This is a genomic window from Saltatorellus ferox, from assembly GCA_007751475.1.
In the GTDB taxonomy this organism is placed as follows: Bacteria; Planctomycetota; UBA1135; order UBA1135.
Map to the genome: position 1 here is coordinate 5,871,622 of CP036434.1, position 25,221 is coordinate 5,896,842.

The 25,221-nt window shown below is 67.7% G+C and carries 22 protein-coding genes; 10 read left to right on the plus strand and 12 right to left on the minus strand.

The window, feature by feature from the left end; genetic code table 11:
• Position 1: 1 nt before the first annotated feature.
• Complete coding sequence (locus Poly30_RS21095; RefSeq protein ID WP_145201971.1) at positions 2 to 598, minus strand: hypothetical protein; 597 nt, start codon at positions 596 to 598, stop codon at positions 2 to 4.
• Complete coding sequence (locus Poly30_RS21100) at positions 591 to 1,412, minus strand: EcsC family protein (protein WP_145201975.1); 822 nt, start codon at positions 1,410 to 1,412, stop codon at positions 591 to 593. Before Poly30_RS21100 ends, Poly30_RS21095 begins: the two co-directional genes overlap by 8 nt.
• A 314-nt stretch (positions 1,413 to 1,726) precedes the next feature.
• On the opposite strand from Poly30_RS21100, the gene Poly30_RS21105 reads away from it, so the two are divergent.
• Genes Poly30_RS21105 through leuB form a run of 5 tightly spaced genes read left to right on the plus strand, consistent with a single transcriptional unit; the run spans position 1,727 to position 7,233 of the window.
• Positions 1,727 to 3,283 (plus strand): 2-isopropylmalate synthase, encoded by a 1,557-nt coding sequence (locus Poly30_RS21105; protein ID WP_145201977.1) that lies wholly within the window; start codon positions 1,727 to 1,729, stop codon positions 3,281 to 3,283.
• Positions 3,283 to 4,221, plus strand: a complete 939-nt coding sequence (locus Poly30_RS21110) for a branched-chain amino acid transaminase (protein ID WP_145201980.1) — start codon at positions 3,283 to 3,285, stop codon at positions 4,219 to 4,221. The genes Poly30_RS21105 and Poly30_RS21110 overlap by 1 nt, the downstream gene beginning before the upstream one ends.
• Entirely contained in the window at positions 4,218 to 5,636 is a 1,419-nt protein-coding gene (gene leuC / locus Poly30_RS21115; protein WP_145201983.1) for a 3-isopropylmalate dehydratase large subunit, read from the plus strand. Before Poly30_RS21110 ends, leuC begins: the two co-directional genes overlap by 4 nt.
• Positions 5,633 to 6,199, plus strand: coding sequence for a 3-isopropylmalate dehydratase small subunit (leuD, locus tag Poly30_RS21120; protein WP_145201986.1), 567 nt, complete (start codon positions 5,633 to 5,635; stop codon positions 6,197 to 6,199). The genes leuC and leuD overlap by 4 nt, the downstream gene beginning before the upstream one ends.
• Entirely contained in the window at positions 6,196 to 7,233 is a 1,038-nt protein-coding gene (gene leuB, locus Poly30_RS21125; RefSeq protein WP_145201989.1) for a 3-isopropylmalate dehydrogenase, read from the plus strand. Before leuD ends, leuB begins: the two co-directional genes overlap by 4 nt.
• Positions 7,234 to 7,359: 126 nt before the next feature.
• On the opposite strand, the gene Poly30_RS21130 is transcribed toward leuB, so the two are convergent.
• The 7 genes from Poly30_RS21130 to Poly30_RS21160 form a co-directional block, all read right to left on the minus strand.
• Positions 7,360 to 8,949: a hypothetical protein gene (locus Poly30_RS21130; protein ID WP_145201992.1), complete on the minus strand. Its 1,590-nt coding sequence runs from the start codon at positions 8,947 to 8,949 to the stop codon at positions 7,360 to 7,362.
• Between the two features lie 298 nt (positions 8,950 to 9,247).
• A complete protein-coding gene (locus Poly30_RS21135; RefSeq protein ID WP_145201995.1) occupies positions 9,248 to 9,463 on the minus strand; it encodes a hypothetical protein in 216 nt (71 codons plus the stop codon).
• 117 nt (positions 9,464 to 9,580) lie between these two features.
• Positions 9,581 to 10,204 carry a hypothetical protein gene (locus Poly30_RS21140; protein ID WP_419190449.1) on the minus strand — a complete coding sequence of 208 codons (624 nt, stop codon included), beginning with the start codon at positions 10,202 to 10,204 and terminating at the stop codon, positions 9,581 to 9,583.
• Between the two features lie 330 nt (positions 10,205 to 10,534).
• On the minus strand, positions 10,535 to 12,085 hold the full coding sequence (locus Poly30_RS21145) for a GDSL-type esterase/lipase family protein (RefSeq protein WP_145202001.1): 1,551 nt from the start codon (positions 12,083 to 12,085) through the stop codon (positions 10,535 to 10,537).
• Between the two features lie 35 nt (positions 12,086 to 12,120).
• The gene (locus Poly30_RS21150; protein WP_419190450.1) at positions 12,121 to 12,876 is read right to left on the minus strand and encodes a sterol desaturase family protein; all 756 of its coding nucleotides are present in this window, start codon (positions 12,874 to 12,876) and stop codon (positions 12,121 to 12,123) included.
• Positions 12,877 to 13,111: 235 nt separating this feature from the next.
• Positions 13,112 to 13,660 (minus strand): dTDP-4-dehydrorhamnose 3,5-epimerase, encoded by a 549-nt coding sequence (rfbC, locus tag Poly30_RS21155; protein ID WP_145202003.1) that lies wholly within the window; start codon positions 13,658 to 13,660, stop codon positions 13,112 to 13,114.
• Positions 13,661 to 13,749: 89 nt separating this feature from the next.
• Positions 13,750 to 14,514 carry a class I SAM-dependent methyltransferase gene (locus Poly30_RS21160; RefSeq protein WP_419190451.1) on the minus strand — a complete coding sequence of 255 codons (765 nt, stop codon included), beginning with the start codon at positions 14,512 to 14,514 and terminating at the stop codon, positions 13,750 to 13,752.
• 84 nt (positions 14,515 to 14,598) lie between these two features.
• Here Poly30_RS21160 and Poly30_RS21165 point away from each other — a divergent pair, with 84 nt between their 5' ends.
• Both Poly30_RS21165 and Poly30_RS21170 read left to right on the plus strand, forming a co-directional pair.
• On the plus strand, positions 14,599 to 15,981 hold the full coding sequence (locus Poly30_RS21165) for an MBOAT family O-acyltransferase (protein ID WP_145202006.1): 1,383 nt from the start codon (positions 14,599 to 14,601) through the stop codon (positions 15,979 to 15,981).
• Complete coding sequence (locus tag Poly30_RS21170; protein ID WP_145202009.1) at positions 15,981 to 17,561, plus strand: alginate O-acetyltransferase AlgX-related protein; 1,581 nt, start codon at positions 15,981 to 15,983, stop codon at positions 17,559 to 17,561. The genes Poly30_RS21165 and Poly30_RS21170 overlap by 1 nt, the downstream gene beginning before the upstream one ends.
• Before the next feature lie 9 nt (positions 17,562 to 17,570).
• Here Poly30_RS21170 and Poly30_RS21175 read toward each other — a convergent pair whose 3' ends face one another.
• Positions 17,571 to 18,812, minus strand: coding sequence for an amidohydrolase family protein (locus Poly30_RS21175; RefSeq protein ID WP_145202012.1), 1,242 nt, complete (start codon positions 18,810 to 18,812; stop codon positions 17,571 to 17,573).
• 162 nt (positions 18,813 to 18,974) lie between these two features.
• Here Poly30_RS21175 and Poly30_RS21180 point away from each other — a divergent pair, with 162 nt between their 5' ends.
• Positions 18,975 to 20,609 carry a hypothetical protein gene (locus Poly30_RS21180; RefSeq protein ID WP_145202015.1) on the plus strand — a complete coding sequence of 545 codons (1,635 nt, stop codon included), beginning with the start codon at positions 18,975 to 18,977 and terminating at the stop codon, positions 20,607 to 20,609.
• 184 nt (positions 20,610 to 20,793) lie between these two features.
• Here Poly30_RS21180 and Poly30_RS21185 read toward each other — a convergent pair whose 3' ends face one another.
• Together Poly30_RS21185 and Poly30_RS28755 are read right to left on the minus strand one after the other, a co-directional pair.
• The gene (locus tag Poly30_RS21185) at positions 20,794 to 21,027 is read right to left on the minus strand and encodes a hypothetical protein (RefSeq protein WP_145202018.1); all 234 of its coding nucleotides are present in this window, start codon (positions 21,025 to 21,027) and stop codon (positions 20,794 to 20,796) included.
• Positions 21,028 to 21,174, minus strand: coding sequence for a hypothetical protein (locus Poly30_RS28755; RefSeq protein ID WP_419190452.1), 147 nt, complete (start codon positions 21,172 to 21,174; stop codon positions 21,028 to 21,030).
• Between the two features lie 149 nt (positions 21,175 to 21,323).
• Between Poly30_RS28755 and Poly30_RS21190 the strand changes: the two genes are divergently transcribed.
• Both Poly30_RS21190 and Poly30_RS21195 read left to right on the plus strand, forming a co-directional pair.
• Positions 21,324 to 22,223 (plus strand): hypothetical protein, encoded by a 900-nt coding sequence (locus Poly30_RS21190; RefSeq protein WP_145202021.1) that lies wholly within the window; start codon positions 21,324 to 21,326, stop codon positions 22,221 to 22,223.
• 66 nt (positions 22,224 to 22,289) lie between these two features.
• A complete protein-coding gene (locus tag Poly30_RS21195) occupies positions 22,290 to 25,121 on the plus strand; it encodes a sialidase family protein (RefSeq protein WP_145202024.1) in 2,832 nt (943 codons plus the stop codon).
• The last annotated feature ends 100 nt before the right edge of the window (positions 25,122 to 25,221 follow it).

The following is a 25,221-nucleotide window of genomic DNA, read 5'->3' on the forward strand; positions in this document are numbered from 1 at the left end:
CCTACGGGGTGATCTTCGCCGCCGACAAACGGAGCTCATCTTCCACGCAGCGTAGCTCTGCCAGCTGGTAGCGCTTCAGCATGTGGCGGACGAGGAACGAGTGGGAGGTCCGGGCCAGCTCCGGCAGGCGCAGGGACACGGTAGCCCCCGGCGTCGTGAGCTGGCGCACCAGGTTCGCGAGCGGCTTCGGGAGCTTCCACAGCGAGAGGATCCGCGGCACCGCGCCGAGACCGAGGGGCTTGCCGACCTCGAAGGAGATCGTGCTCGGGTCCGTGAGGCGCAGGTGGAGGATCTCGACATCGATGACGGACCGCTGGAAGAACTGGATCACGCGGTGGAGATCGAGGTCCAGACGAACGCCGGCGCGGCCATCGCCGAACGAGACTTCCGTCGAGCGAAGGCCCGCGAAGCGGGTCAGCGGGCGACGGACGACCTGCGCTCCCGCAAGCGCTTCGGCCACCGCGCCGTGGAGCATCTCGGTCGCGAACTCCGACGACACGCGAAGCTCCAACGGCGGCGCGGGGCCGCGAACGACGAGCGCGCGCTCGTCAGGTTGGCGCTTGGCCGGCCCCGAGGGCGCGGGCTGGATCTCACCCACTCTGCTTCTCCATTTCGGCGCGAACAGCGACCGTACCCCAGAGACGCTCCAGCCTGCGGATCATGAAGTGCCCGCGCGCAATGCACTGGAAGTGATCCATGAAGATCGAGTTGATCGCGCCGCCCGTGACCGCGCCGATGACGGGCACGGCGGTGGCGGCGATCTTGGCCGACACCTGGACGCCGAAGCGCTCGGCGATCATGGCGACGAGTCGGACGAGGGCGGGCGCGCTGCGGCTCGCGAGCGCGGCCTCGGACGCGAGGTAGCTCGCCGCCTGGGAGACCGCCGAGGCCAGCGCCGCCCGCGTGGCGAAGTAGCCGGTCTCGGCCGCGTCGTCGGCGTGGCTGGTGCCCCCGAGCGCCAGGACCGACAGGCACTGCATGCGCACCTCCGGGTCGTCGAGCCGCTCGCCTTCTCCGCGGGCGATGTCCGCGATGCTCCGCAAGATGATGCTGGTGGAGATGGGCAGTTCGATGGCCAGAGCCGCCCAGCCGAACGCGCCGCCAGCGGCTCCCGCCGCGGACGCCGCCGCCATGTGCAGCCGCGGGCTCGGGGCCACGGCTGCGGAGACGTTGAGGGTCTTGAGCGCCGCCGAGAGAGCCTGGTCGAGCGCCTTCTGCGTGAGCTTGTGCACGCGGGCCGCGTTCTTGTCCCCCACCGCCCCGATGAGCGCCTCGATCGGCCCGCCGAGCAGATCCGCCAGTCGGGCCGCCAGGTGCGGGGATTCCAGGAGCAGCTTTGCCCTCACGATCTCCTGCACGGCGTCAGCAGGGAGCGCCACGTCAGCGCCAGCGTTCTCGTCGGGTTTAGCCATCTCGGGCATCGTAGTAGGTGCCGGATGTGCGAGGCTCCACCCCCGGCTTTTTTGGAATGTGCTTGGGCAGTTCTCCGAACACGCGATACCGTCCCGAAGCGATGACCACTGCCCACGACCTCCGACTCAAGAGCCTCGCGCTACTTTCCGGGTCGGCTCTTCACTTGAGCCGCCCGGGGATCCTGAGTCGATTGGCGTAGCGCAGCACCGCAACGCACAAGAGGCCAGCGGCTCCCCTTCGGGAGCTGCTGGCCTTTTTTCATGGCCACTCCCGATCGGTCTTCCGGCCTCGCTACTCCCCCAGAGAGACAGCGATGGAACCCATCAAGATTTTCGACACGACGCTGCGCGACGGCGAGCAGGCCCCCGGCTTCACCATGCGGATGGGCGAGAAGCTCCAGCTCGCGAAGGCGCTCGCTTCGATGGGCGTGGACGTCATCGAGGCCGGGTTCCCCGCTGCTTCGCCCGACGACTTCCGAGCGGTCCAGACCATCGCCGACGGCGTCGCCGGGCCCACGATCGCAGCGCTGGCGCGATGCCATTCGAGCGATATCGACGCGGCGAGGGACGCGCTCGCGAACTGCAAGAAGCCGCGTATTCACGTCTTCCTCGCCACCAGCGCGATTCACCGCGAGCACAAGCTGAAGCTCGCCAAGGACGAGATCCTGACTCGCACCCGGATCGGCGTCGCCCGAGCCCGCTCGTACTGCGCCGACGTCGAGTTCTCGCCCGAGGACGCGTCGCGCACCGAGCGTGACTTCCTCGGCCAGGTCATCGACGAGGCGATCCGCGCGGGCGCCACGACCATCAACATCCCGGATACCGTCGGCTACACGACGCCCCAGGAGTTCGAAGACCTCTTCCGCTGGATCGGGGAGCACGTACCCGGCGCCCGCGAGATTACGCTGAGCGCCCACTGCCACGACGACCTCGGGCTCGCCGTCGCCAACTCGCTGGCCGCGATCCGCGGCGGCGCTCGCCAGGTGGAGTGCACGCTGAACGGCATCGGCGAGCGCGCGGGCAACGCCGCTCTGGAAGAGATCGTGATGGCGCTCAACGTCCGTCCGGAGGAGTACGGCGTCACGAGCGCGATCGACACGAAGCGGCTCGTCGCCGCCAGCCGACTGCTCTCGCGAATCACCGGCATCCCGGTCCCGCCGAACAAGGCGATCGTGGGCAAGAACGCCTTCGCCCACGAGGCGGGCATCCACCAGCACGGAATGCTGGAGCACGCGTCCACCTACGAGATCATGACGCCGGAGTCCGTCGGCTTCGACGGCGAGCGCTTCGTTCTCGGCAAGCACAGCGGACGTCACGCGCTCAAGAGTCGTCTGAACGAGCTGGGCCACGGGGTCGCGGACGAGGACTTCGACGCCGTGTTCGCCGCGTTCAAGGAACTGGCCGACCGCAAGCGGGAGATCCTCGATGCGGACCTCGAGGTCCTCGTGGTCTCGAACGCGAGCGGCGCGACCGGCCCCTGGACCCTCTTGAGCTTCCATACCAGCAGCGGGACGGGCCGACTCTCGACCTCCACCGTCAGCCTCACCCACGAGACGGCGCCCGAGGTCGACGAAGCGGCCACCGGCGATGGCCCGGTCGACGCCACGTTCCGCGCGCTGATGCGTGCCACGCAGCAGACCAGCGGAGCGCTCACCGATTTCCACGTGGCCAGCGTGACGCTCGGCGAGGACGCCCAGGGCCAGGTCACGGTCGACTGCGAGCGCGGCGGCCGCACCTATCGCGGCGTCGGCTACAGCACCGACATCGTCGAGGCGAGCGCGCATGCGATCCTCGATGTGATCAACCAGTGGGAGCGCGCCTCGGTGACGGCCCCCGAGCAGGGCATGGCGACGGCGGGAGAGACTCACTAGTGGGTATTCAGGCCACCGAGCGCATCTGGATGGACGGCGAGATCGTGCCGTGGGAGAGCGCCACCGTCCACGTCATGACCCATGCACTTCACTACGGATCTTCGGTCTTCGAGGGCATTCGCGCGTACAGCACCGACGCGGGCCCGTGCTTCTTCCCGCTCGAGGCGCACGTCGATCGTTTCTTCGACTCGGCCGCGATCTATCGCATGCAGCTCCCCTTCGATCGGAGCGAGATGAGGAACGCCTGCCACGCGGTCGTCCGCGAGAATCGCCTGGAGGCCGCGTACGTGCGGCCGCTTGCCTTCCACGGGTACGGCCAGATCGGGCTGAATCCCGGCACCGCCCCTGCGCGCGTCGTGGTCGCGGCGGTGCCGTGGGGCTCCATGCACGGTAAAGCCGCCATCGAGCACGGCATCGACGCCTGCGTTTCCTCCTGGCAGCGCATCGCGCCGAACACGATTCCTGTGCTGGCCAAGGCGGGCGGCAACTACCTCTCGGGCCAGCTCATTCACATGGAGGCCTTGCGCAACGGCTACCACGAGGGCATCGCGCTCGGGCCGGACGGAACCGTCAGCGAGGGCGCCGGGGAGAACCTGTTCGTCGTCAAGAACGGCGTGATTCGAACGCCGCGCGTGAGCGGCTCGCTTCTCGCGGGCATCACGCGCGACGCGGTCATTCAGCTGGGGGCAGACCTAGGGTGTAAGATCGAGGAGGCCACGATTCCGCGCGAGACGCTGTACACCGCGGACGAGGTCTTCATGACCGGCACGGCGGCCGAGATCACGCCCGTACGTTCCGTCGATCGCGCACCGATCGGAACCGGACGCCCCGGGCCGATCACGCAGCGAATCCAGCAGGCTTTCTTCGGCCTGTTCGAAGGCACCACGCCCGACCGTCACGGCTGGCTCGAGACGGTCCACGCGGAGGTCGCGGTATGAGTTCCCCCACCACGCTCTTCCAGAAGATCTGGGACCGGCACGTCATTCCCCGGGCAGAGTCGACCCACCCCGACCTGCTCTATGTCGACCTGCACCTGATCCACGAGGTCACGTCTCCGCAGGCCTTCGCCGCACTCGATGCGCGCGGGCTGCGCGTGCGGCGTCCCGATCGAACGCTCGCCACGATGGACCACTCGACGCCGACGAAGGCGATCGATTCCGCCGGTGGCTGGGAGCACGTGAGCCCGACCGTCTGGCACCAGCTCGATACCCTGCGCCGCAACTGCGAGAAGCACGGCATCGAGCTCCTCGGGCCCGGCGACTCGCGGCGCGGCATCGTCCACGTGATCGGACCGGAGCTGGGACGGACGCTGCCCGGCTCCACGATCGTTTGCGGTGACAGCCACACGTCGACCCACGGCGCGTTCGGAGCGCTCGCGTTCGGCATCGGGACCACCGAAGTGGGTCACGTTCTGGCCACGCAGGTGTTGATGCAGCGAAGGCCACGCACGCTGCGCGTGCGCTTCGAGGGCCGGCCCCCTGCGGACACTTCGGCCAAGGACCTCGCGCTGTTCATGATCTCGCGCCTCGGCGTCGAGGGCGGCACGGGGCATGTGATCGAGTATCAAGGCGAAGCGGTCCGCGCGCTCTCGATGGAAGGCCGGATGACGCTGTGCAACATGTCGATCGAAGCCGGCGCTCGAGCGGGCATGATCGCGCCGGACGAGACCACGTTCGAGTACCTGCGCGGACGCGGAGACCTGCCGGACGGCGACGCCTTCGACCTGCTCTGCGAGGGCTGGCGGGCGCTCCGCTCGGACCCGGACGCGACGTTCGATCGGGAGATCACGATCGACTGCCGCGGGCTTCGGCCGATGCTGACCTGGGGCGTCCAGCCTGCCCAGGCCGTCGCCGTCGACGAGCCGCTGCCCGCACTGGATGAGGGGAACCGCGCGGCCTACCGCTACGCACGGCACGACCCGGGGCGTCCGCTCCTGGGCTCCAGCATCGACGTCGTCTTCGTGGGAAGCTGCACGAACGGGCGCCTGGAGGACCTCCAGGCGGCTGCCGACGTGCTCCGCGGCCGGAGAGTGGCCCCCTCGGTCCGCATGCTGGTCGTCCCCGGGTCCGAGGCCGTCAAGCGAGAGGCCGAGGCCCGCGGGCTCGACCGCGTCTTCCGGGCCGCGGGCGCCGAGTGGCGCGAACCGGGGTGCTCCATGTGCATTGCCATGAACGGGGACCTCGTGGGGGACGGCCAGCTCGCCGTCAGCACCAGTAATCGCAACTTCGCGGGTCGCCAGGGCCCGGGTTCGCGCACACTGCTCGCCAGTCCTCTCACCGCCGCCGCCTGCGCGATCGCCGGTGAGGTGGTCGATCCGACTGCTTTCCTTCAGCCCGAAACCGTCTCTACATGACCCCCGCTCCCTTCGAACGGGTCCGCTCGCGTTACGTCACGCTGGCGGACGCGAACATCGACACCGACCAGATCATCCCCGCGCGCTTCCTCACGACGACGGAGCGGAGCGGCCTCGGCGCCCACGCGTTCGCGGACTGGCGCGGCCGGCCGGACTCGCCGCTGAACGACGCGCGCGCGATAGGCGCGGAGGTCCTCGTCGCAGGCGACAACTTTGGCTGCGGGTCGTCCCGCGAGCACGCTCCGTGGGCGCTCGTGGACCTCGGCTTTCGCGCCGTCGTGTCGACGTCGTTCGCGGACATCTTCCGTCAGAACGCGCACAAGAACGGACTCCTCACGGTGACCGTGAACGAAGCGTTCCATGGCGCGCTGCTCGACCAGCCCTGGGGCGAGATCCAGATCGACCTCTGCGGCCGCACGATCATGGGACCCGGCGAGATCTCGGCCACGTTCGCCATCGACGACTTCGCCGCCGATTGCCTCGTCCATGGGACGGACGAACTCGGCTATCTCTTGAGCTTCGAGGACGCGATCACGCGCTTCGAAGAGGAGTGCCCGGCATGACGCATCTCGTCACAGTTCTCGGCGGCGACGGCATCGGTCCTGAAGTCACGGACGCCGCCGTCCGCGTGTGCCAGGCTGTCACGACGGCCGACCAGATTACCTGGACGAACGCCTCGTTCGGCGGCAACACGTTCCTCGAGGAAGGCTCTGCGTTTCCTGACGACACGCAGGCAGCCTGCAAGGAATCGTCGGCGGTGCTGCTTGGTGCGGTCGGACTCGGTGAGACACTGCCTCCGGGCGCCAAGCGGCCGGAGCTCGGCCTGCTGGAACTCCGCGGAGCCCTCGGCACGTTCGCGAACATCCGTCCGGTGAAGCCGTTCCCGTCGCTCTTCGACATGTCCCCCATCCGCCCGGAGCTTCTGGAAGAGGTCGATATCCTCTTCGTGCGCGAGCTGACCGGCGGCATCTACTTCGGAGAGAAGACCCGCACGGCGACCACCGCGAGCGACCTCTGCGTCTACACCGAGGGCGAGATCGAGCGAATCGTGACGATGGCGACCGAGTTCAGCCGCGACCGTCGCAAGAAGCTGACCTCCGTCGACAAGGCGAACGTGCTGGAGACCTCGCGCCTGTGGCGCGAGGTGACGAGCCGGACGGCCAAGGCGGTCTGCCCTGAGGTCGAGCTGGAGCACCTCCTCGTCGACGCCATGGCCATGTACCTCCTGAAGCGCCCCGCCGACTTCGACGTCATCGTGACGGAGAACATGTTCGGCGACATCCTCACGGACGAGGCGTCGATGCTCTGCGGTTCTCTCGGGATGCTGCCGTCGGCGAGCATCGGCGAGGGCACCGGCCTCTACGAGCCGATCCACGGCTCGGCGCCGGACATCGCGGGCCAGGGGATCGCCAACCCGTGCGGAACGATCCTGAGCGCCGCGATGATGCTGCGAATGTCGCTGGGCCAGCCCGACGTGGCCAACGCCATCGAAGCGGCGGTCGAAGCCACGATCGACGCGAAGGTGCTGACCCCGGACCTCGGGGGCAAGGCCACGACGAAAGAGATGACCGACGCGATCATCAAGCGGCTCGGATAAGGCCGGAACGCCCCCTGTCAGACTTTCTGGAACCCACAGGCCCATTCGCGGCAGAGCTTCTCCAGTTGCGCCCGCTGGATGCCATCTGGATGGTTACTTCAACGCAGAGAAGGCGATTCTGCTCGGCTATTCGAAAAGAACGGCTGAGGGCCCCGCCGTGAGAGGCTGCCCCGACTGCGACCGGCGGTAGATGAACTGGAACGCTGTTCCTGGCAGGAAGGAGCCGTTCGGGTGGGAAAGCCGGACGACCGCGTTGTCGCTACCGGCCGTCAGAGGAATCGCTGTGGTGACGCGATGGGGCTGACCCAGGCAAACATTGGCGAGACCCCCAAGCTGTGGCGCCACCGGCAGCCCGGATGCGAGGAGGCCGTAACCATCGAAGGCAACGCCCCGGATAGACACATCCAGCAGGTGCTCCACATCGTCCACTCGGCAGATGTTCATGGTCACCCCGCCGAGTTGATCTTCGCACAGCCCCGCAGCACTCGGGATTTCCCACAGATACGTTCGCCCCGTCCAGACGCCTGCGGGATTGGTCCATCCAGAGTCTGACACGAGCACTCTGCCGTTGGAGACCCCGACGGCTCGACCCAGCGCCTGACCCCAGAACAGCGTCGGGGGAGGTATGAGTCGCCCGGAGAATCGCCAGCCGAATTCGCCTCGGCGATAGATCTCGCAGGCACCCTCACTCTTCACTTGAACCGTCTGCCCCGTGGATCCGATGGCCAAGATTCCGTCCGACACAGAAAGCGCCGAGCCAAACTTGGCAGGGTTCCCCCCCAGTCCTCCCTCCGTCGGCCGCAGCGTCTTCACCAACAAGTAGCGGTCGCTTGCTCGGTCCAGTTCGTAGATGTATACGCTTCCACTGCCCTGAACTCCGGACAAATTCTCATCTGCGACGGCAAGTACTCCGTTGTCCGTGTCCAGGGCCAAACGAGCACCGAACTCCCGGTTGAAATTCGGGCCACCTGGCCGGTAGATGAGCTGGTGGAGGCTCCAAACGCCGAGGACCTCGCGGTAAACGTACACCCGGCCACCAGGGCCAGGCTCGCTTACGGCGAGAGTTTGCCCCTCAATCTCCACCTGACTGCCGAATCGGAACGCACCAGAGGCTGTTTGAGCAACTGGAAGTAGCGTCTGCGCGTGCCTCGATGTGCCCCCGCCATGAAGGTCGTACAAATGAACTCCACCGAGGGCCGCGTAGCCAGGAGCCCCCACGGCGAGCCAATCCCCGGAGATAGACAGCGCACCTCCGAAGTTTGACCCGTCGTTTGAGGGATTGGGAACTGCGCGTATCAGTTCGCGCAAGCCCCATCCGGATTGGGTCAGCGAGTAAAGGTGAACCAGTCCACTGGATTCCGGGTGGTTGAAGGGATCGCCGCCCCATGATCCTACAGCCGCGTGACCATCCCGAAGCGCGACCCGGTAGCCGAAGCCACAGATCGATGTGGTCGGCAAGTAGTGGCATCCGATCGGATAGAACGTCTCTCCATGAACGAAACCCGTACCTGTCTGCTTCCAAAAATCGACTCGCCCGACGGATTGCCCACCCACTCGATAGTTCTGCGTGCCGATGAGCAGGTGCTCATCGTGGAGAGCAACATCTGCACCAAACAGCTGGTTACTCCCCACGGACCCAATCTCGAAAACGTCGTCAGGCGAACGATCAATGAAACCGACTTGAGAGACTAAGACCGCACAGAGCAAGAACGCCATAACGAAAGACCAAAGGTGCTGAGGAAAATGTAGCCGCAGAAGTGCCGTGGAAGCGTAAGCGTTCACGGGGTGTTGGGCCAGATCTGGAGTGCCTCGGCCGATCGTAAGCCATCGGTGGAGCGCGCGGGGGACCTGCCTCATTTCGCTCATCGATCAGCCGCCGTGAGGGCGAAACGCCAGTGCGAGAGCCTGAGCAAGAATGGCTCAGGCTCGACGCGCATCCGCTTTAGCGGATGCGCCAGGGGCATTGAACAGCCTGCCAAATGGAATACTGCTCAGGCTGTGAGCGGGCGCTCGGCTACTCGAGCACGCCCGATGAGAGGTCCACCTTCGTGAGTTCACCGCGGCGGATCTCGAATGGCCAGACTTGCGCGGGAGGAGTCGGAGCACGATCCACCAGACTCCGCACTTCCAGGACGTGGGACCCCACGGGAAGCGCTTCGTCCTTGCTGAGTCGCTGATGGGAGGAACGCTGGACCTCCAGCGCACCGCCCCATTCGGAGGCTCGCAGCACCACGTGGCGGGACGCGCTACTGGAGAGCGTGACATCGCACGCGAACGGCAGCGCGAAGGACGAGGCTTACGGTCGAACCTCGACGCGGAATCGTCCGGGAGGAAATGGATTCACTGCCTACCCGCGGTGGGTCAGAAACGGCAAGGCGACACCGGTCGAGGCATCGTGGACACGAAGCTGGAATGCTCTCACCGCCTTCCCGGAAGGATCTAGCACGTCCCAGGTGATCAGGAGAGTGGGTACCTCGTCCAGGACGATCTCGAACGAAGGGACGCCCGCGCCTACCTGAACCTCCGCCTGGCCGACCAGCATTCGGTTTCCACGCCGCGCCTGCCCCACGACCCAGAGGCCCATGGGCGCGAATTTGCTGGCATCAGGGCTGCGCGCCCAGAGGTCATACGGTCCGAAGCGAGTTCTCTCGAGCCAGTGAACCACCGCCGCGCGAGGGTCCATCGGTTCTATATGGACCTCAAGCCCGGACACCGGTTCGCGCGAGCGATCGACGAAGTGGAGCCTTGCTCCAGCTGCGCGGGACTCCAGCACCAGGCCGACCTGGGGCAGGGCGAGCGTCACGGAATCGATGGAGAAGTCGCCGTTCTCATCGGTGGCCACGCGCGTGCCATGGCCGTAGAGATGCCCCACCACGCGAACACCGCCGATCGGAGCGTCCGCGCCGGCCACCAGGCGGCCCACGATCCTGTTCGACCCAGGCCCATCCGTTCGAGATGGCTTCGGATCCAACACGGTGATGGGACTGCGTTCTGCGCTGCACGAACCAGGTGGCCCCTGGACGTCGGCCGGCAGCAACTGCTGCTGCTGCTGCTGCGGCTGCGCTTGACGGACTGGGTGTCCAGGAGCACCTCCGACCGTCGAGGGTGTACCGGGGAAACCCCGACCCTGCGCCGCTTCAGAGCGACGAACCACAAGGATCGCCGCGCCAGTCACGAGTAGCATCAGCGCAAGGACAAGGCCAAGGCGAAGCTCGGGCCAGCGGAAAGGTCTTGGTGCAGTTGGGGGCAGGTGCATGCGGCGTGGTCGTTCCAGGCTCTGTACCCCCTTCTCGTTGGCTGGTCACTCCATCAGCTTCTCGATCGTCGGCTCCATCGCCTCTGCCCAGAGGCGGTAGCCCTCGAGCTCGGGGTGCAGGAGGTCCGGCATGACGTTGCGCGGGAGCGTGCCGTCGCGTTCGAGGAATGCCTTCGAGAGATCCTGGTACCAGACGTGCTCATCGTCCGCGAATCTGGCGATGAGCGCATTGATCGCGTCGTTGCGCAGGCGCAGCGAGTCTTCGCCGTTCGAGCCGCGGGGGAAGATCCCGAGCAGCAAGATCTTGGTGTCGGGGAGTCGCAGGCGCAGCTCCGAGATCACCCGACGGATGCCGGTGGCGGTGTGCTCGGCCGACTCCTCCCGGTGGCCCGTGTTGTTCGTGCCGATCATCAGCACCGCGAGCTTCGGCCGGATGTCGTCCACCTCGCCGTTCTGCAGGCGCCAGATCACCTGCTCGGTGCGGTCGCCGCTGAAGCCGAGGTTCAGGGCGCGCCGGTCGGCGTAGTACTCGTCCCAGACGGGACGGCCCACGTCCTGCCACTGGTGCGTGATCGAATCGCCGATCATCAGGAGGTCGACCTCCCCCATCGCCTTGCGCTCGGCGATCTTCGCCTCGTGTCGCGGCATCCACCAGTCCTGCGCCCAGGAGGCCGTCTGGACCTCCGGGATGATGGCGAGGTTCGGCTCGACGCCGGGCGCGTCCTGCCATAGCCAGCGCAGCGCGTCCGGCAGGAGCGCTCCGCCATGCTCCGGACCGTGCCCACCAAGACCCCGATCGAAGTGAACGTCGTAGCCCTTGAACCGCAGCGCCGCGTCCATCTGGAGGTTGCCCAGCCACCAGTTCCCGTGCTCGTTGTCGAGATCGTTCGACCCGTCCTGGAGGTACACGCGGATCGGCTTCGGCTCGGTCTTCCGGATCATGCCCGGATAGGTATCCCCGTGCCGGATGTCCGTGAAGCTGCCGACGTGGCTCATGACCTTGCCGAAGCGATCCGGCCGCTCCCACGCCGCCGTGAAGGCGCAGATGCCGCCGCTGCTGATCCCGCCGATCGCCCGCAGCTCGGGGTCCTCGCTGATCGAATACTCCGACTCGATGCGCGGGAGCAAATCCTCCAGCAGGAAGTTCACGTAGTCGGGACCGAGCGAGTCGTACTCGACGCTCCGGTTCTCAGGACTCGGGCGCCAGCCGCGTTCCGGAGGAAGCCTGGCCTTTCGGTGTCCGGGGTCCACGAACACGCCGATCGTGACCGGCATCTCCTGGCGATGGATGAGCTGATCGAACATGACGGGCACGCGGAACGGCCCGCCCTCCGCAAGGTACGCGTGACCGTCCTGGAAGACCATCAGCGCCGCAGGCGTCCCGGGCTCGTACTGCGCGGGGACATAGACGGAGTAGCGGCGTACCGTGCCGGGGAACGTCTTGCTGTCCAGTAGCTCGTGGTCGGTCACGGTTCCGACCGGAACCCCCGGCTGCCGCACGTGGTCTGCGCCGAGCGGAAAGCTCGCGGACTGGCGCGCGCTCGCCGCGGGGACGAGCAGCAGAAGAAGAGTGAGCCCGAGAAGTCGTGTCGTCATGGAAGTGCGCCTGGGGGGAGGTGGTCGAAGTCGAGTCAGGCGCTGCGCTCGTCCACACCCAGCGTCATGCCTTGCTGGCCCGCGGCAGGCTGCGCCTGGTAGGTCCGGAACAGATGATCCCAGGCCACGACCGCAAAGCCATAGTTCCGTCGCGACTCTTCCGGATCGACCGAATGATGAACGCGATGCATATCGGGCGTCACCAGCACGAGCCGGAGCACGCGGTCCAGCGCCAGCGGGAGCCGGAGGTTCGCGTGATTGAAGAGCGCGGTCCCGTTGAGGACGATCTCGAAGAGAACGACGGCCCCGACGCTGGGTCCGAGGGCGAGCGCCACGACGGCCTTCCAGAGCGTCGACAGCCCGATCTCCACCGGATGGAATCGAACGCCCGAGGTCGCGTCGAGGTCCACGTCCTGGTGGTGCAGCCGATGCAGCCGCCACAGCCACCGCCAGTGATGGGACAGCACGTGCTGGCCATACACCGCGAGGTCGAAGAGCAGCACGGTGAGGGTCCACTCGATCCAGACCGGCCAGTCGAGACGCGTGAAGAGGCCGAGCCCCTGCGACTCCGAGTAAGCCGCGGCCGCGACCGCCCCCACGGGCGCGAGGATCCGCCCGACCAGCCCCCCTGCGGCGGCGAGTCCCAGGTGCAGGGGCCAGCGCTTCTCCCGAGACCTGCGCCGCGCCCGCCGGGGCGCCAGCGCCTCCAGCGCGGACATGGCCACGAGAATGCCCACGAAGACGCCGAGGCGGACGCTCCCCGCGTGGTCGATCAGGAAAGACTCAGGCACGACGCAAGCGTAGGCCATCCTCGCCTGCTCCCAGAGATCTCAGGACGCAAATACGCTCGTACAGATGGCCGAGAACGAAAAGGGGAACGCCACCTGCCGATGACGTTCCCACATGGTGCGTGTGAACCGCAAGCGCTCTCTCTCGCAGCGAGCGGCCGCACGTGCCTGCCGACTTGTTCGTGACCCGCTGCCAGGAAAGGGCGCATCGTTTCCGGCGATTCCCTCGCCTCTAACGCTACTCGAACGTGGAGGCCGCGCTGAACCGCACGCCATCCGCGTCCTTGGCCGACAGCAGCGGCTCCTCGCGGTTCACGAGCGGCCACTGGATCCCGACCTCTGGATCGTTCCAGAGCAGGGACTGCTCGTTCTCCGGCGCATAGAAATCGGTGCACTTGTAGACGAACTCCGCGGTGGCGCTTGTGACGTAGAAGCCGTGCGCGAACCCCGCCGGCACCCAGAGCATGTGCTTGTTCTCGGCGGAGAGGATCTCCCCCACCCACTGACCGAACGTCGGCGAACTCTTGCGCATGTCGACGGCCACGTCGAACACCTCGCCCTCCACCACGCGGACCAGCTTGCCCTGGGGCTTCGGGTTCTGGTAGTGCAGCCCGCGGAGGATCCCCTGGGCCGACTTCGAGTGGTTGTCCTGAACGAACTTCACGGGCGCGCATTCGCGCTCGAACTCGTCGGCCCGGAACGTCTCCAGGAAGAAGCCGCGGTCGTCGCCGAAGACCTTGGGGATGCAGAGGACGACGTCAGGGATCGAGGTGGGCTGGTACTCCATGCCGCGGAGGATACGCCGATCCCCCGCGCCGGGTCGAGCCCTCGTGGACGGCTCTTCCGGTGACTTCCTCGGACTCCCCGGGCCAGACGCTATTTCGGGACCGCGGTGAACCGCAGGAGGTAGTTCTCTTCGAAGCCCTCGACCTCGACCTCCTCGTCCAGCTGGAATCCCGCGGCCGTCACCTCGACGATGACCGTCTCCTTGGGAGCGCGGACGTGACTCAGCATCCACTCGCGGCTGACGCCGGGGATGCGCTCGAAGTCGACGATCACGAGACGGCCCCCGGGCCGCAGCGCAGAGTGGATCGAACGCAGCATGTCCTCGTGGTACTCGAAGTGGTGGTAGACGTCGCAGGTGAAGGCGAGGTCGATGCTGTTCTGCAGGAGTCCGGTGGTGTGCATCCCGCCGAGAATCGGCTGCACCTGGGTCCAGCCGTGCTCGGCGACCCGGTTCCGAACGTGCTCCAGGAACGCGACCGAGATGTCGGTGGCGAACACCTTGCCCGTCGGTCCCACGGCCTCGGCGATCGGCTCCAGGAAGAGCCCGGTCCCGGTGCCGATGTCGGCCACGCGTTCCCCGGGCTCGAGTTCCAGCGCCGCCACGATGCCCTCACGCGACGCGTAGACCTCGCGGCTCTCGATCTCCCAGCGCTTGACGAAGTCCTCGGCGCTCGCCGTCGGGTCGAGGAACGACTCGTTGATGTTCTCCGGGACGGCGGTGCGCTGCTCCTGCTGGGGGATCTCGGGCGCCGCGTCCGTGGCGCGACAGCCACCGAGCACGGCCAGGCCGCCAGCGAGGGCCACGAACATGGATGCGGTGGAGGAGTGCCCGGGGTGAAGTCTCTGGATTCGCATGGGACACAGGGTAACGGAAGTCCGCGCAATCCACCTCTCTCCGCTCGACGGAGCGCCCCTGGCACTCCAAAGTGAGCGCGTTCCATGGTTTTCAGCCAGCCCACCTTCCTCTTCGCGTTCTTGCCGCTCGTGCTGGGGCTCCACCTCCTGGCTCCGCGGTGGGCCCGGAACGGGTTCCTGCTCCTCGCGAGCCTCCTGTTCTACGCGTGGGGTGAGGGCGGGCTCGTGGGCCTGCTCATGGGCTCGGCGGTCCTCAACTACCTCGTCGGCAGGAGAATCGTCCGCGCCGGTGAAGAGTCCGCGGGCGGCTCCCGCAGGCGCTGGACCGCCTTCGGCATCGGCGCCAACCTCGGCCTGCTCGTCCTCTTCAAGTACGCGGGCTGGCTGACCGGCGGCGCCCTCGCCTTCGACCTCCCGCTCGGGATCTCGTTCTTCACCTTCCAGGCGATCTCGTTCCTGGTGGACATCGAGCGCCGCGATGCGGAGCCGCCGCGCAGCCTCGGCGACTTCGCCCTCTACCTCGCGCTCTTCCCCCAGCTCGTCGCGGGCCCGATCGTCCGCTACCGCGACCTCGCTGCCCAGATCCGCGAGCGCGCCGTCACCTCCGAGGCCTTCGGCGAGGGCGTCCGCCGCTTCGTCTTCGGGCTCGCGAAGAAAGTCCTGATCGCCGACACGCTGGCCGGGCCCGCGGACGCCGTCTTCGCCCTCGGCCCCGAAGCCCTCGGCCCCGCCATCGCCTGGCTGGGCGTCGCCGCGTACACGCTGCAGATCTACTTCGACTTCTCCGGCTACAGCGACATGGCGATCGGCATCGGGCTGATGCTCGGCTTCCGACTGCCCGAGAACTTCCTGCACCCCTACGCCTCGCGCTCGATCACCGAGTTCTGGCGGCGCTGGCACATCTCGCTCTCCAGCTGGTTCCGCGACTACCTCTACATCCCGCTCGGCGGGAGCAGGCGCGGTCCCGCGCGAACCTACCTGAATCTCTGGATCGTGTTCCTCTTCTGCGGGCTATGGCACGGAGCCGCGTGGACGTTCGTGCTCTGGGGCGCCTACCACGGGCTCCTTCTCGTGGTCGAGCGGCTGGGCGCGGGCGCGGCGCTCCGGCGCGCGCCGGGAGGGCTCGCGGTGGCCGTGACCGTGCTTCTCGTGGCAGGCGGCTGGGTGCTCTTCCGCGCTGCGGACGTCACGGCGGCCCTCGACCTGTACGCGGCGCTCGCGGGCCGCGCGGGCGCGCTCGCGCAGCCCCTCGCGCTCCACGCGAACGCCCACGTCTGGACCGCGATGGCCGCGGGAGCGCTGCTGTCGCTGCCGGTCTACCCGGCCCTGGAGTCGCGCCTCGTCGCGCGCGGGATTCACCCTGCCGCAAGAGCCGCCGGCGCCGTCGCCACGCTCGCGCTCCTCGTGCTCACGATCGTCGGCATCAGCGGCCAGACGCATTCCCCCTTCCTCTACTTCCGCTTCTGATGCGCTGGATCGATCGACTTCTCGGAGGCGCGTTCCTGGGAGCGCTCGCAGCCCCCGGGCTGCTCTCCCTGCATCACGGCGAGCGGAACGCCGAGCGCACCGCGGCCATCATCCGCCGCAGGCCCACGCCCACACCGAGCGCGCCGCGCTCACTCCAAGCAGCCGCCGCGTTCCCCCACGGGTTCGACGCCTGGCTCAACGACGCCTGGGGAGGCCGCGAAGCAGCGCTCCGCACGAACGCGCGGCTCTCGATGGAACTATTCGGCACCTCGCCCGCACCGGATCTCTTCTTCGGAAAGGACACCTGGGTCTTCTCGGGCGCAGCGCGAGCCATGGAGAGCTTCACGGGGACCGATCCGCTCTCGCCGGAGGATCTCGCTGCGTGGCAGCGCGCCCTGGAGGACCGCCGCGAGTGGCTCGCCGCCCGCGGCATCGACCACCTCGTGGTGCTGGTCCCCCACAAGTCGACGATCTATCCCGAGAAGCTGCCGAGTGGACTCCAGGAAGCACGCGGCACGTCGCGCCGCGAGCAGTTCCTGGCCTGGATGCATGAGCACTCCGACCTGCGCATTCTCGACATCGCTCCCGCGCTCCTCGCAGCAAAGCCCGCGCCGAGCACGGGCGACACGAGCCTCCGGGACCTCTACTCGCCCCACGGCGTCCACTGGGCCCAGGTCGGCGCGTTCGCGGCCTACGCGCAGATCGTCGGCTACCTGGCGGAGCACCACGGCGCACCGCCCGCGCATTCCCTCGCGGACTACGAGGTCCGACTGGAGGGCGGCGAAGGCGACAGCTGGGCGAGCCGGATGCTCCTCGACGGCGTCATCGAGATGAAGAATCTTCGGCTGGAGCCGCGCGCCGAGACCGGCGTGAGCCGACGCCCCGCCCCAGGTGGAACGGCGAAAGACTTCCAGTTTCAGCACCCCGACGCGACGCGGCCCCGCATCGTGATCGCCCATGATTCGTTCGGACCGGACATCCGGGAGCGGATCGCCGAGCACGCTTCCCTGATGGAGACTCGCTGGCGCGCATGGCTCGAGAAGGACGTCGTCGAGCGAGTGAAGCCCGACGTAGTGATCGAGCTCTACAGCGAGCTGAGCCTCGTGACGAGCCGCCCTTTCCGCCGGCCCGAGTTCCTCGGACCCGGGATCGCGGGGCGATTCGAAGAGGGCGCGTTGCTGCAGAGCCTGGACGTCACGGAAGACCTCGAATTCGAAGGTCGCCCGGACAAGAGCCAGGTGCGAATCGAAGGCGGTGCGGCCAGGATCGAGCTATTGCGCGGCGTCTGCAGGCTGCGGCTGCCTGCGCTCGCGCGACCGGCACCCGCCGACACCGAACTCATCCTGCGCGTCGATCTTCGGTCGAAGGTCCATGGGTCCGTGGGCCTCTACGCGGCGAAGGAGCTGACGGGGCCTCCCGAGATCGGCGACATGGTCTCGGTGGAAGTCGGTCCAGGGACGCGCTCGATCCACGTGCCGCTCCTCGACTTCGACGCGGGCTCCAGGATCTGGTTCTTCCTGCCGCCCAACCTCGAAGAGGTGACGCTGCGCGGCGCCGAGATCCGGGCATGCCCGCGCTGACCCGCGGCCTCACTCGCCCACGACGACGTCACCGCCGACGATCACGCAGCTCACCTGGCCGAGCGCCGACACGTCCTCGAACGGATTGGCCTTGAGAAGCACGAGATCCGCGACGCGACCCGGCTGGACCGAACCGCGGAGCGACGCCTCTCCCTGACAACGTGCGCCGTTCAGCGTCGCCATCCGGAGCACCTCCAGCGGCGAGTACCCGGCATCGGCGAGGTGCTGCGCCTCGATGACGTAGCTCTTCCCGGGGACGTAGAACGGAGCATCCGAGGGCGAGACGAGCAGCTCGACGCCCGCCTTCCGAAGCGCCGGCGCGAGTTCGCGGAACACCTCGACCGTCTTCTGATACGTCGCACGCCGCGGGTTCGGGAGTCTCCGTTGCTCCGTCCATTCCTTCACGACCTCCGCGGGCAGCAAGTCGATGCCGTCCCTGGCGAGGAGCACGTCCAGCGCTTCCATTTCGGAATTCGCGAAGTACCAGTCGATGTCCGGGCAAACGAAGATGCGATGCTCGGCGAGCCGCGCGAGATCGCGCTCCAGCGTGTCGGGCGAGACGGCCGCCATGCGCTCGAGCGCGCTGGCGTGCTCGAGGCTCGCCATGGACTCGAGCGGCCAGTCGGTCAACGGGCCCATGGGTTTGTGCCCGTACCAGCGCAAGCCAGCGCCTTCGGCGGCGCGCGCGTACCCCGAGAGTTCACCCGCGGGCGGCCCGCTCAGGAACTTGACGGCGTCGAAGCCCTGCGCCTTCCAGAGGGCGAACTGCAGAGGCGCTTCTTCGATCGCCAGGAACCGGTTCCGGGCGAGCGGCGGCGCCGCCACGAAGAGACGCGGCCCCGGGATCTCCCCCCGGGCGATGGCGCGCTTGTCCGCCAGGAGTTCGTGAGCTCCGCGCCCGACGCGGGCCGTGGTGATCCCTGACTCCAGCATCATGCGCAGTGCGTCGCGCCGGAACGAGGCCGGGATCGGAGAGTCCACGCCCGGGAGATGCGTGTGCATGTCGTAGAAGCCGGGCGCGAGGTAGCGCCCGCCCCCGTCGATCACGCGCGCGCCGACGGGAACGGGGGACTTCCCTTCGGCGTCGATCCGGACGATCGCGCCGAACTCCACGGTGACGCGCCGCTCTGGCTGAATCTCGCTCGCCGTGGGGCAAGCTACCTGGACGTTCCGAAGGACCAGCGTGTCTGGTCCTTCGGTGTGGAGGCCGAGCAGGCTGGCCGAGAGCAGAAGCGTGAGGGATGGGATCATCCCGGGGCTACGCCGCCAGGCCGATACTGTTGGCGGGGAGCATCACGACCTCCGCCCACCTCGACGGGAGCACCGCCCGGTGACCGATTTGTGACGCCTCGGCGCTGATTTGGCCTTCCGCTTTCGCATGATGCGAGGCGCGATGGTCATCCTGTCGCCGTCATGATCAGTGTCTCCGCCGCCTACTGTCCGAACTGTGCCGCCCTTCTGTCCTTCGAGCAGGGTCGGGCCCACGTGAGCTGCGCCTACTGCGAAGCCACCCTGGTACTCGATACCGGTCGCGTCACTCACCGGCGCCCCCAAGGTGCCAGTGGACCCGCTGCGCTCAGCGCCGAGGCCTCGGTCGAACCCATCGCACAGCCCGATCCGAGCCTCTTCGTTCGCGACGCCCCCCGGTTTCGGACGCGCATCATCGAGCAGCTCGCCCCCCACGCCGCGGGCGTGTCCCACGACCTCTTCCGCACGATCGAACTGGAGGAGGAGCGATTCGGCATCGTCTCGATGCGCAGCATCGCCTCGGACTCGAAACCTGTCGCCATCGACCTGGGCCCGGCCTGGGACATGCTTTCGGAATCGCTCGAAGACGACGGCGATCCGGGACTCGCGGCGAATCTCGCCCTGGAAGAGCTGGCGCGAAATCCCGCCTTCCAGCGCCTGGAGTGCGTGATCGCCGTCCTGGATCCGAAGCGCACCACGGCCCTTGTCTACACGGCCGGAGCGAGCCACGCCGCGCTCTGGGTCAGCACCGAGGAAGCGCGACCGATCCTCGCGGGCACGAACCACCAGCCGATGGAGCGCGCGGACCTCGCCAAGGCCGGCAACCAGTTCGAGAACGGCCGCCTCTTGAGTCTTGCCGCCCAGGACCTTCTGGTCATTGCGTCATTCGGCTTCTTGAACGATCAGGGCATCGGCAGCGGCTTTCCGAGGCTCATGACCCAGACCCTCCGTGACCACCTGGGAGAGGACCCGCAGCGGATCGTCACGCTCATCAAGAACGAGTTCTGGAAGCAGCGGGAAGCGGGCTACAACCCGGCGGCGCCTCTCACCGGTGACCTGCGAATCGCCGCGGTGGGAGCGCGTCTCGCGGAGATCGACGAATCAGCGGCGTCCGAATCGCTGCCCATCGAGACGGCCGAGACGCGTCATTTCCAGGTTGCGCTCCTGCGGGCACCCCGAACGGGAGACGAGGCCGTGGACGGCGTGCGCTTCTGGCCGCTCGAGGGAGATCGGCACGCGCTGCTCTGGCTCCAGTACGACGGGGCGCTCCCCGCAGAGATTCTGAACTCCGCCCAGGCGGGAGCCAATGACGTCCTGAGTCGCACGGACCACGGCGACTTCGACAACGCGCGCGCGGCTGGACGCAGCGCCTACACGCGCATCGTTTCGGAGCATTCCCTCGATCCGGGCCGTTTCCGGATGCTCGTCCTCCATCTCTCCGACGAGTTCAAACGGGTGCAGTTCTTCGCGCGCGGGTGGAAAGCGCCCATCACCCTCGGCGCCCGGGGCCTCAGGCCGGACGCCGAGCAGCAGCAGTTCGACGAGGGAGGCCATTGCACGGTCAAGGATCTTGGCCGGCTCTTCTTTCCGGGCAGCCTCGACTACGAGGGCAACGTGATCCAGGCCGCAGACCTTGCAGGGCGCTGGCACGGAGGCAAGTCCTCTCACCTCTATGAAGCACTGCGTCTCCACTGGCGCACGCGCAAGTGCGAGAAGGCCCTGACGAAGATCGCCAGGGCCGCAAGCGCGGACGCCGGCCGGTCGAACACGCAGGGCCTCCTGCTCATCACCGGAATGTGAAGCCCCGCAGTAGCGCGTTCCGCATGCACGAATTCGCGTAGCACGCCGCCCGAACCGCCATCCTGCGTTGAATGGAGCGTGCCATTCGGCAGCGCCTACTCCCAGTGCAGGTACGGGTAGCTTGCGCCCTCGTCTATCTTCCAGGGGTACGGGAACGTCCAGCCCATGAAGCTCGATTGCATCATCATCTCCGAGGTGGAGAGTCCGGCTCCAAGGGCACTCTTAGGGCGCCCACGTTCTCGAAGCCGAATACCTCGGAGTTCCGGAGCCTGACCTTCTGGATCGTCGCTCCGACGGCGGTGCCGAAGAGCCCCACGCTGTCGGATTCCACCAGGTCGAAGACCTCCAGATCCGAGAGCGTGTGGTAGCTGCCGTCGAACGTTCCCGTGAACGGATCGGCCGCCGTTCCGATCGGCATTCAGTCGAAGCCGCCGAGGTCGAGGTCTGCCTCGAGGACGTGGTCACCGTCGAAATCGCTGGAGATCGCGATCAGGTCCGCGTCCGAGGTCACGGCGATGAACTGCGCAGTGGCATTCGATGCGACGGCGAGCGCTGCGAACCACATCGTCGGCGGAGACGCGGACCTCGACCGGCTCGTCCGCCAGGCGAATGCTGGCGAGGCTACCCCGAGGGGCCATTCCCTGCACGGCGAAGTAGAGTTCGCGAATCGCCCGGGGGACACCGTTCTGGAGGGCATCTGGTAGGCTCGTGGCCATGGTGGAAACAGGCTGGCTCCAATCGATGATCGGGCTCTTTGCCGCCGTTGGCTCGATGCTCCTCGGGATCGGCGACGCGCTCGTGGCACTGGCGGGCGGGGACGCCGGTCCTTCGGTGGAGATACGACTCCGCGTTGACATGGAAGAGCCCCGGGCGCCCGGGCTCCCCATGGAGGAGACCCTTGCCGTGCTACAGGCGCGGTTTCCGGAGGCGAAGGTCACCCGGGTGCCGAGCGACAACGGGATGGCCGCGGAATTCAGCGTGATCGGGAAGCTGCCGGGGACGGACGAAGAACTCGGTGAACTGGCCGTCGCCACCGGCGAGTTTCACCTGCGGATGACGGCCACCGCCGAGGACGCCAGCGAACTCGGCGTGGACCTGACCGCCGAACAACAGCGCGTCGAAACGTACCTGATGCGCCACTCGGTGAAGGCGATCGACAGGTACAACTCGCTCACCCCCGAAGAGGGCGGCTCGCCTGCGCGCCTCGTGTTCGCGCTGGAGGAGCAGGACGGGACTCTCACCCCCGTTCCGCTGATCATCGAGACGGAGAAGGCCTGGCACTTCGACGAGACCGCGCTCGCACGCGTCTACCGAACCGAAGACCGCAACCGCAACGCCTGTATCGGCTTCGAGATCGCGCCGGAGCGCCAGCGGGACTTCTTCCATTTCACCGATACGCACGAAGGTCAGCAGCTCGCCGTTACCGTGGGGCATCGAATCCTGACGCGCCCGAACCTGAATCAACCCCTGGAGACGGGTGGCATCATCACCGGAGGCACGTTCGGGGATTCGGGCGAATGGACGCGAAGCGTCGACCGGTTCGTTCGACTGCTGTCCAGCCCGAGATTGCCCGTACGGCTACGGCTCGTCTCCATCGAACGAAGAGGTCGATAGCCGGCGGGTTTCCGCGGCGCGATCGGCGGAACAGGACACACTTCCCCGACGTCCCATCGGGTCGTCATGCTTCTCCCGCACCACCACCTCTCCGCCATGCGCTTCCGCGTCGCCTCGCCTCTCAGTTCGGGGCTCTCTCTCCTTTTGGGCCTCGGCGTCTTCACCCTGACGGCTTGCGACGATTCGTCCAGTCGCCTGGGCTCGCCTCTCGACGGCGCAGAAAGCCGCCCCGCTCCCACCGACCCGCGGCAGCTGGAGGAGTCGCTTCGGGAAGGCGAGGACGAGTCGGAGGAAGGCGAGAGCCGGAGGCAGGAGGAGCGCCAGGCCTGGATCGAGGAGATGCACCGCACCGCCGACGGAGTGGACTGGCGGGAGATCGAGCGGCAGAACCAGAACGCGGAGCGCGTGCGCCGAAACCAGGCCGCGCGGGATGCCGCCGCACTCGGTGGATCCGGCGCGGCGCGCCAGCCGGGGTCGGGACAGCCCTGGTTCTGGGAGGAGATCGGCTCGCGCAACCAGGCGGGTCACACGCGGTGCGCGGCCTTCGGCCCCGAGCGCAGCGGCGGGCGCTTCCTCTACGTCGGCTCCGCCCTCGGCGGCGTCTGGCGCGGATCGATGACCGGCGAGAACTGGACGCCTCTTTCCGACAGCATCTACGGCGGCGTGGACGACCTCGCGATCGTGACGCCGGCGAACCTCGCCGACGACGACATCGTGCTGCGCCGTAGCGGCTCCAGCTTGCTCCGCAGCGACGACGCGGGCGCCACGTGGACGGTCCCCCAGGGCCTCGACTCCCTGCGCTCGGGCCGCCGGATGCTGAAGGCTGCCGATGCTCTCCAGACGATCTACCTCTTCGGCACGGCCACCATCCCCGGCGCGGGCGAGCGCAGCGCGCTCTTTGCCTCGATCGATGGCGGGCTCTCTTTCACCCTGCGCTACTCCTTCGGCATCCGCTGGAGCGGCGATATCTGGGTTCCGCGCACGGCGGCCCTCGGCGGCTCCGCGGTCTACGTGCTTCAGGCGGGCAGGATCTTCGTCTCGACCGACGACGGCTTCACCTTCGGTGCTCCACTCATCCTCGACGCTAACGCCACCTCGGGCGACCTCGTCGGCTCGGAGTCGGGCGGCCCGAGGCTGTACGCTGCTCTCCGTGTCGGCAGCAACGACGAACTCCACGTCTCGAACGACGGCGGCGTGACCGCCAGCTACGTTCGCGCCCTCGACGGGCTCTGGGCCAGCACCACCTCCATGGCGGCGTTCGCCTTCGATCCCCAGCGCCTGATCTACAGCGGGGTCGAAGCGCGCCGCTCCACCAACGGCGGCGCGACCGGCACGAGCATCAACACGTGGGGCTCGTACTACGGTGACCCCGCGAACCGGCTGCACGCGGACATCCGCGGCATCAGCCCGCTCGTGATCTCCGACGCCCAGGGCGAGCGCGACGTCGTCTTCATCAACACGGACGGCGGCACCTACATCACCGAGGACGGCGGCATGACGGTTCAGAACCTCAGCCTCGAAGGACTCGGCGTCGGCCAGTTCTACTCGACCCACACGTCGACCCTCGATCCCGACCACATCAGCGGCGGCACCCAGGACCAGGGCTACCAGGTCGGCACCCTCACGCCGTCGACGGGCCCCGGCCCCTCCACCGACTTCGACCAGACGATCAGCGGCGACTACGGGCACCTTTGCTCCGGCGACGGCACCCACCGTTTCGTCTACTCGAACTACCCCGGATTCACGCTGGTCCAGGTGGGCGAGACGAACCCGCAGATGCGCCAGGTCTCGTTCCCCGCGAATGTGGATCGCCTTTGGCTACCGCCGGTGATCGCGGACCCCACGGACCGTGAGGCGTACTTCTTCCTCGGCAGCGAGCTGCATCGCTTCGTCAAGACCCCTTCGAGCTGGACGGGAACGCGCTGGTCGAACCAGGACTTCGGCGCCGGATCCAGCCGCTACCTGACCGCCATGGCGTTCGCGCCGAGCGATCCGAACCGCGCGTACGCGCTCACGGACGCAGGGGCGATCTTCCGCTCGACGGACCGCGGTGTCACCTGGACCCAGAGCGCTGGCGGCGGCCCGGGCACCCACTACTTCTACGGCGCGAGCCTGCTCGTGGACCCGACGAACCCCGATCGCGTCTTCGCCGCCGGCTCCGGCTACAGCACCGCGGGCGTACGGGAGAGCGTCGACGGCGGTTCGACCTGGCAGGCGCGCGCCTCGGGCCTTCCGCCCACGCTGGTCCACGACATCGAGTGGGCCCCCGATGGAAGCGGCGACCTGTTCGCGGCCACCGAGGCGGGCGCCTACCACTACGACGCCGCGACGCAAACGTGGTCCAACGCCATGGGCAGCGAGGCCCCGATGACGACCTACTGGTCCGTCGAGGCGGTCCCGTCCCAGCAGCGCGTGCGGTTCGGCACCTATGGGCGCGGTATCTGGGACCTCCGACTGCTGACGCTGGACGACACGATCAGCACCTCCTACTGCGGTCCCGCCATCCCGAACTCCACGGGAGCCAGCGCGACGATCCGGGCCATCGGTAGCCCGTTCGCGAGCGCCAACGATGTCACGCTGGTGGCCGAGTCGCTCGCGCCGAATTCCCTGGGCTACTTCCTGGCATCGCCCGGCGCGGGCTTCGTGGCGTCTCCGGGCGGATCCCAGGGCAACCTCTGCCTCGGCGGAAGCATCGGACGCTACGTGGGCCAGGTCCTGAACGCGGGCGCGGCGGGCGAGTTCTCCCTCCCCATCGACCTCACCGCGCTCCCCCAGCCCGGCGGAAGCGTGGTGGCCGCGCCGGGCGACGTATGGCACTTCCAGGCCTGGTACCGCGACGCGATCATCGGGATCCCGACGTCGAACTTCACGGACGGAGCGGCGCTGCTCTTGCGCTGATCGAAAGGTCGGCCCCTATGGATTGGACCCGGCGGGTTGGGCCGAGCGCTGGTTCTCCAGGGCTCGGCCCTTCCGTACCTGGACTTTACACCTTTCGTCC

What these genes read in the sequence shown, in the direction of transcription:
- Poly30_RS21100 (WP_145201975.1), bottom strand. Translation starts at nt 1,412, where the DNA reads ATGGCTAAACCCGACGAGAACGCTGGCGCTGACGTGGCGCTCCCTGCT.
- Poly30_RS21105 (WP_145201977.1), top strand. Translation starts at nt 1,727, where the DNA reads ATGGAACCCATCAAGATTTTCGACACGACGCTGCGCGACGGCGAGCAG.
- leuC (WP_145201983.1), top strand. Translation starts at nt 4,218, where the DNA reads ATGAGTTCCCCCACCACGCTCTTCCAGAAGATCTGGGACCGGCACGTC.
- leuD (WP_145201986.1), top strand. Translation starts at nt 5,633, where the DNA reads ATGACCCCCGCTCCCTTCGAACGGGTCCGCTCGCGTTACGTCACGCTG.
- leuB (WP_145201989.1), top strand. Translation starts at nt 6,196, where the DNA reads ATGACGCATCTCGTCACAGTTCTCGGCGGCGACGGCATCGGTCCTGAA.
- Poly30_RS21130 (WP_145201992.1), bottom strand. Translation starts at nt 8,949, where the DNA reads ATGGCGTTCTTGCTCTGTGCGGTCTTAGTCTCTCAAGTCGGTTTCATT.
- Poly30_RS21145 (WP_145202001.1), bottom strand. Translation starts at nt 12,085, where the DNA reads ATGACGACACGACTTCTCGGGCTCACTCTTCTTCTGCTGCTCGTCCCC.
- rfbC (WP_145202003.1), bottom strand. Translation starts at nt 13,660, where the DNA reads ATGGAGTACCAGCCCACCTCGATCCCTGACGTCGTCCTCTGCATCCCC.
- Poly30_RS21160 (WP_419190451.1), bottom strand. Translation starts at nt 14,514, where the DNA reads ATGCGAATCCAGAGACTTCACCCCGGGCACTCCTCCACCGCATCCATG.
- Poly30_RS21165 (WP_145202006.1), top strand. Translation starts at nt 14,599, where the DNA reads ATGGTTTTCAGCCAGCCCACCTTCCTCTTCGCGTTCTTGCCGCTCGTG.
- Poly30_RS21170 (WP_145202009.1), top strand. Translation starts at nt 15,981, where the DNA reads ATGCGCTGGATCGATCGACTTCTCGGAGGCGCGTTCCTGGGAGCGCTC.
- Poly30_RS21175 (WP_145202012.1), bottom strand. Translation starts at nt 18,812, where the DNA reads ATGATCCCATCCCTCACGCTTCTGCTCTCGGCCAGCCTGCTCGGCCTC.
- Poly30_RS21180 (WP_145202015.1), top strand. Translation starts at nt 18,975, where the DNA reads ATGATCAGTGTCTCCGCCGCCTACTGTCCGAACTGTGCCGCCCTTCTG.
- Poly30_RS21185 (WP_145202018.1), bottom strand. Translation starts at nt 21,027, where the DNA reads ATGCCGATCGGAACGGCGGCCGATCCGTTCACGGGAACGTTCGACGGC.
- Poly30_RS28755 (WP_419190452.1), bottom strand. Translation starts at nt 21,174, where the DNA reads ATGTGGTTCGCAGCGCTCGCCGTCGCATCGAATGCCACTGCGCAGTTC.
- Poly30_RS21190 (WP_145202021.1), top strand. Translation starts at nt 21,324, where the DNA reads ATGGTGGAAACAGGCTGGCTCCAATCGATGATCGGGCTCTTTGCCGCC.
- Poly30_RS21195 (WP_145202024.1), top strand. Translation starts at nt 22,290, where the DNA reads ATGCTTCTCCCGCACCACCACCTCTCCGCCATGCGCTTCCGCGTCGCC.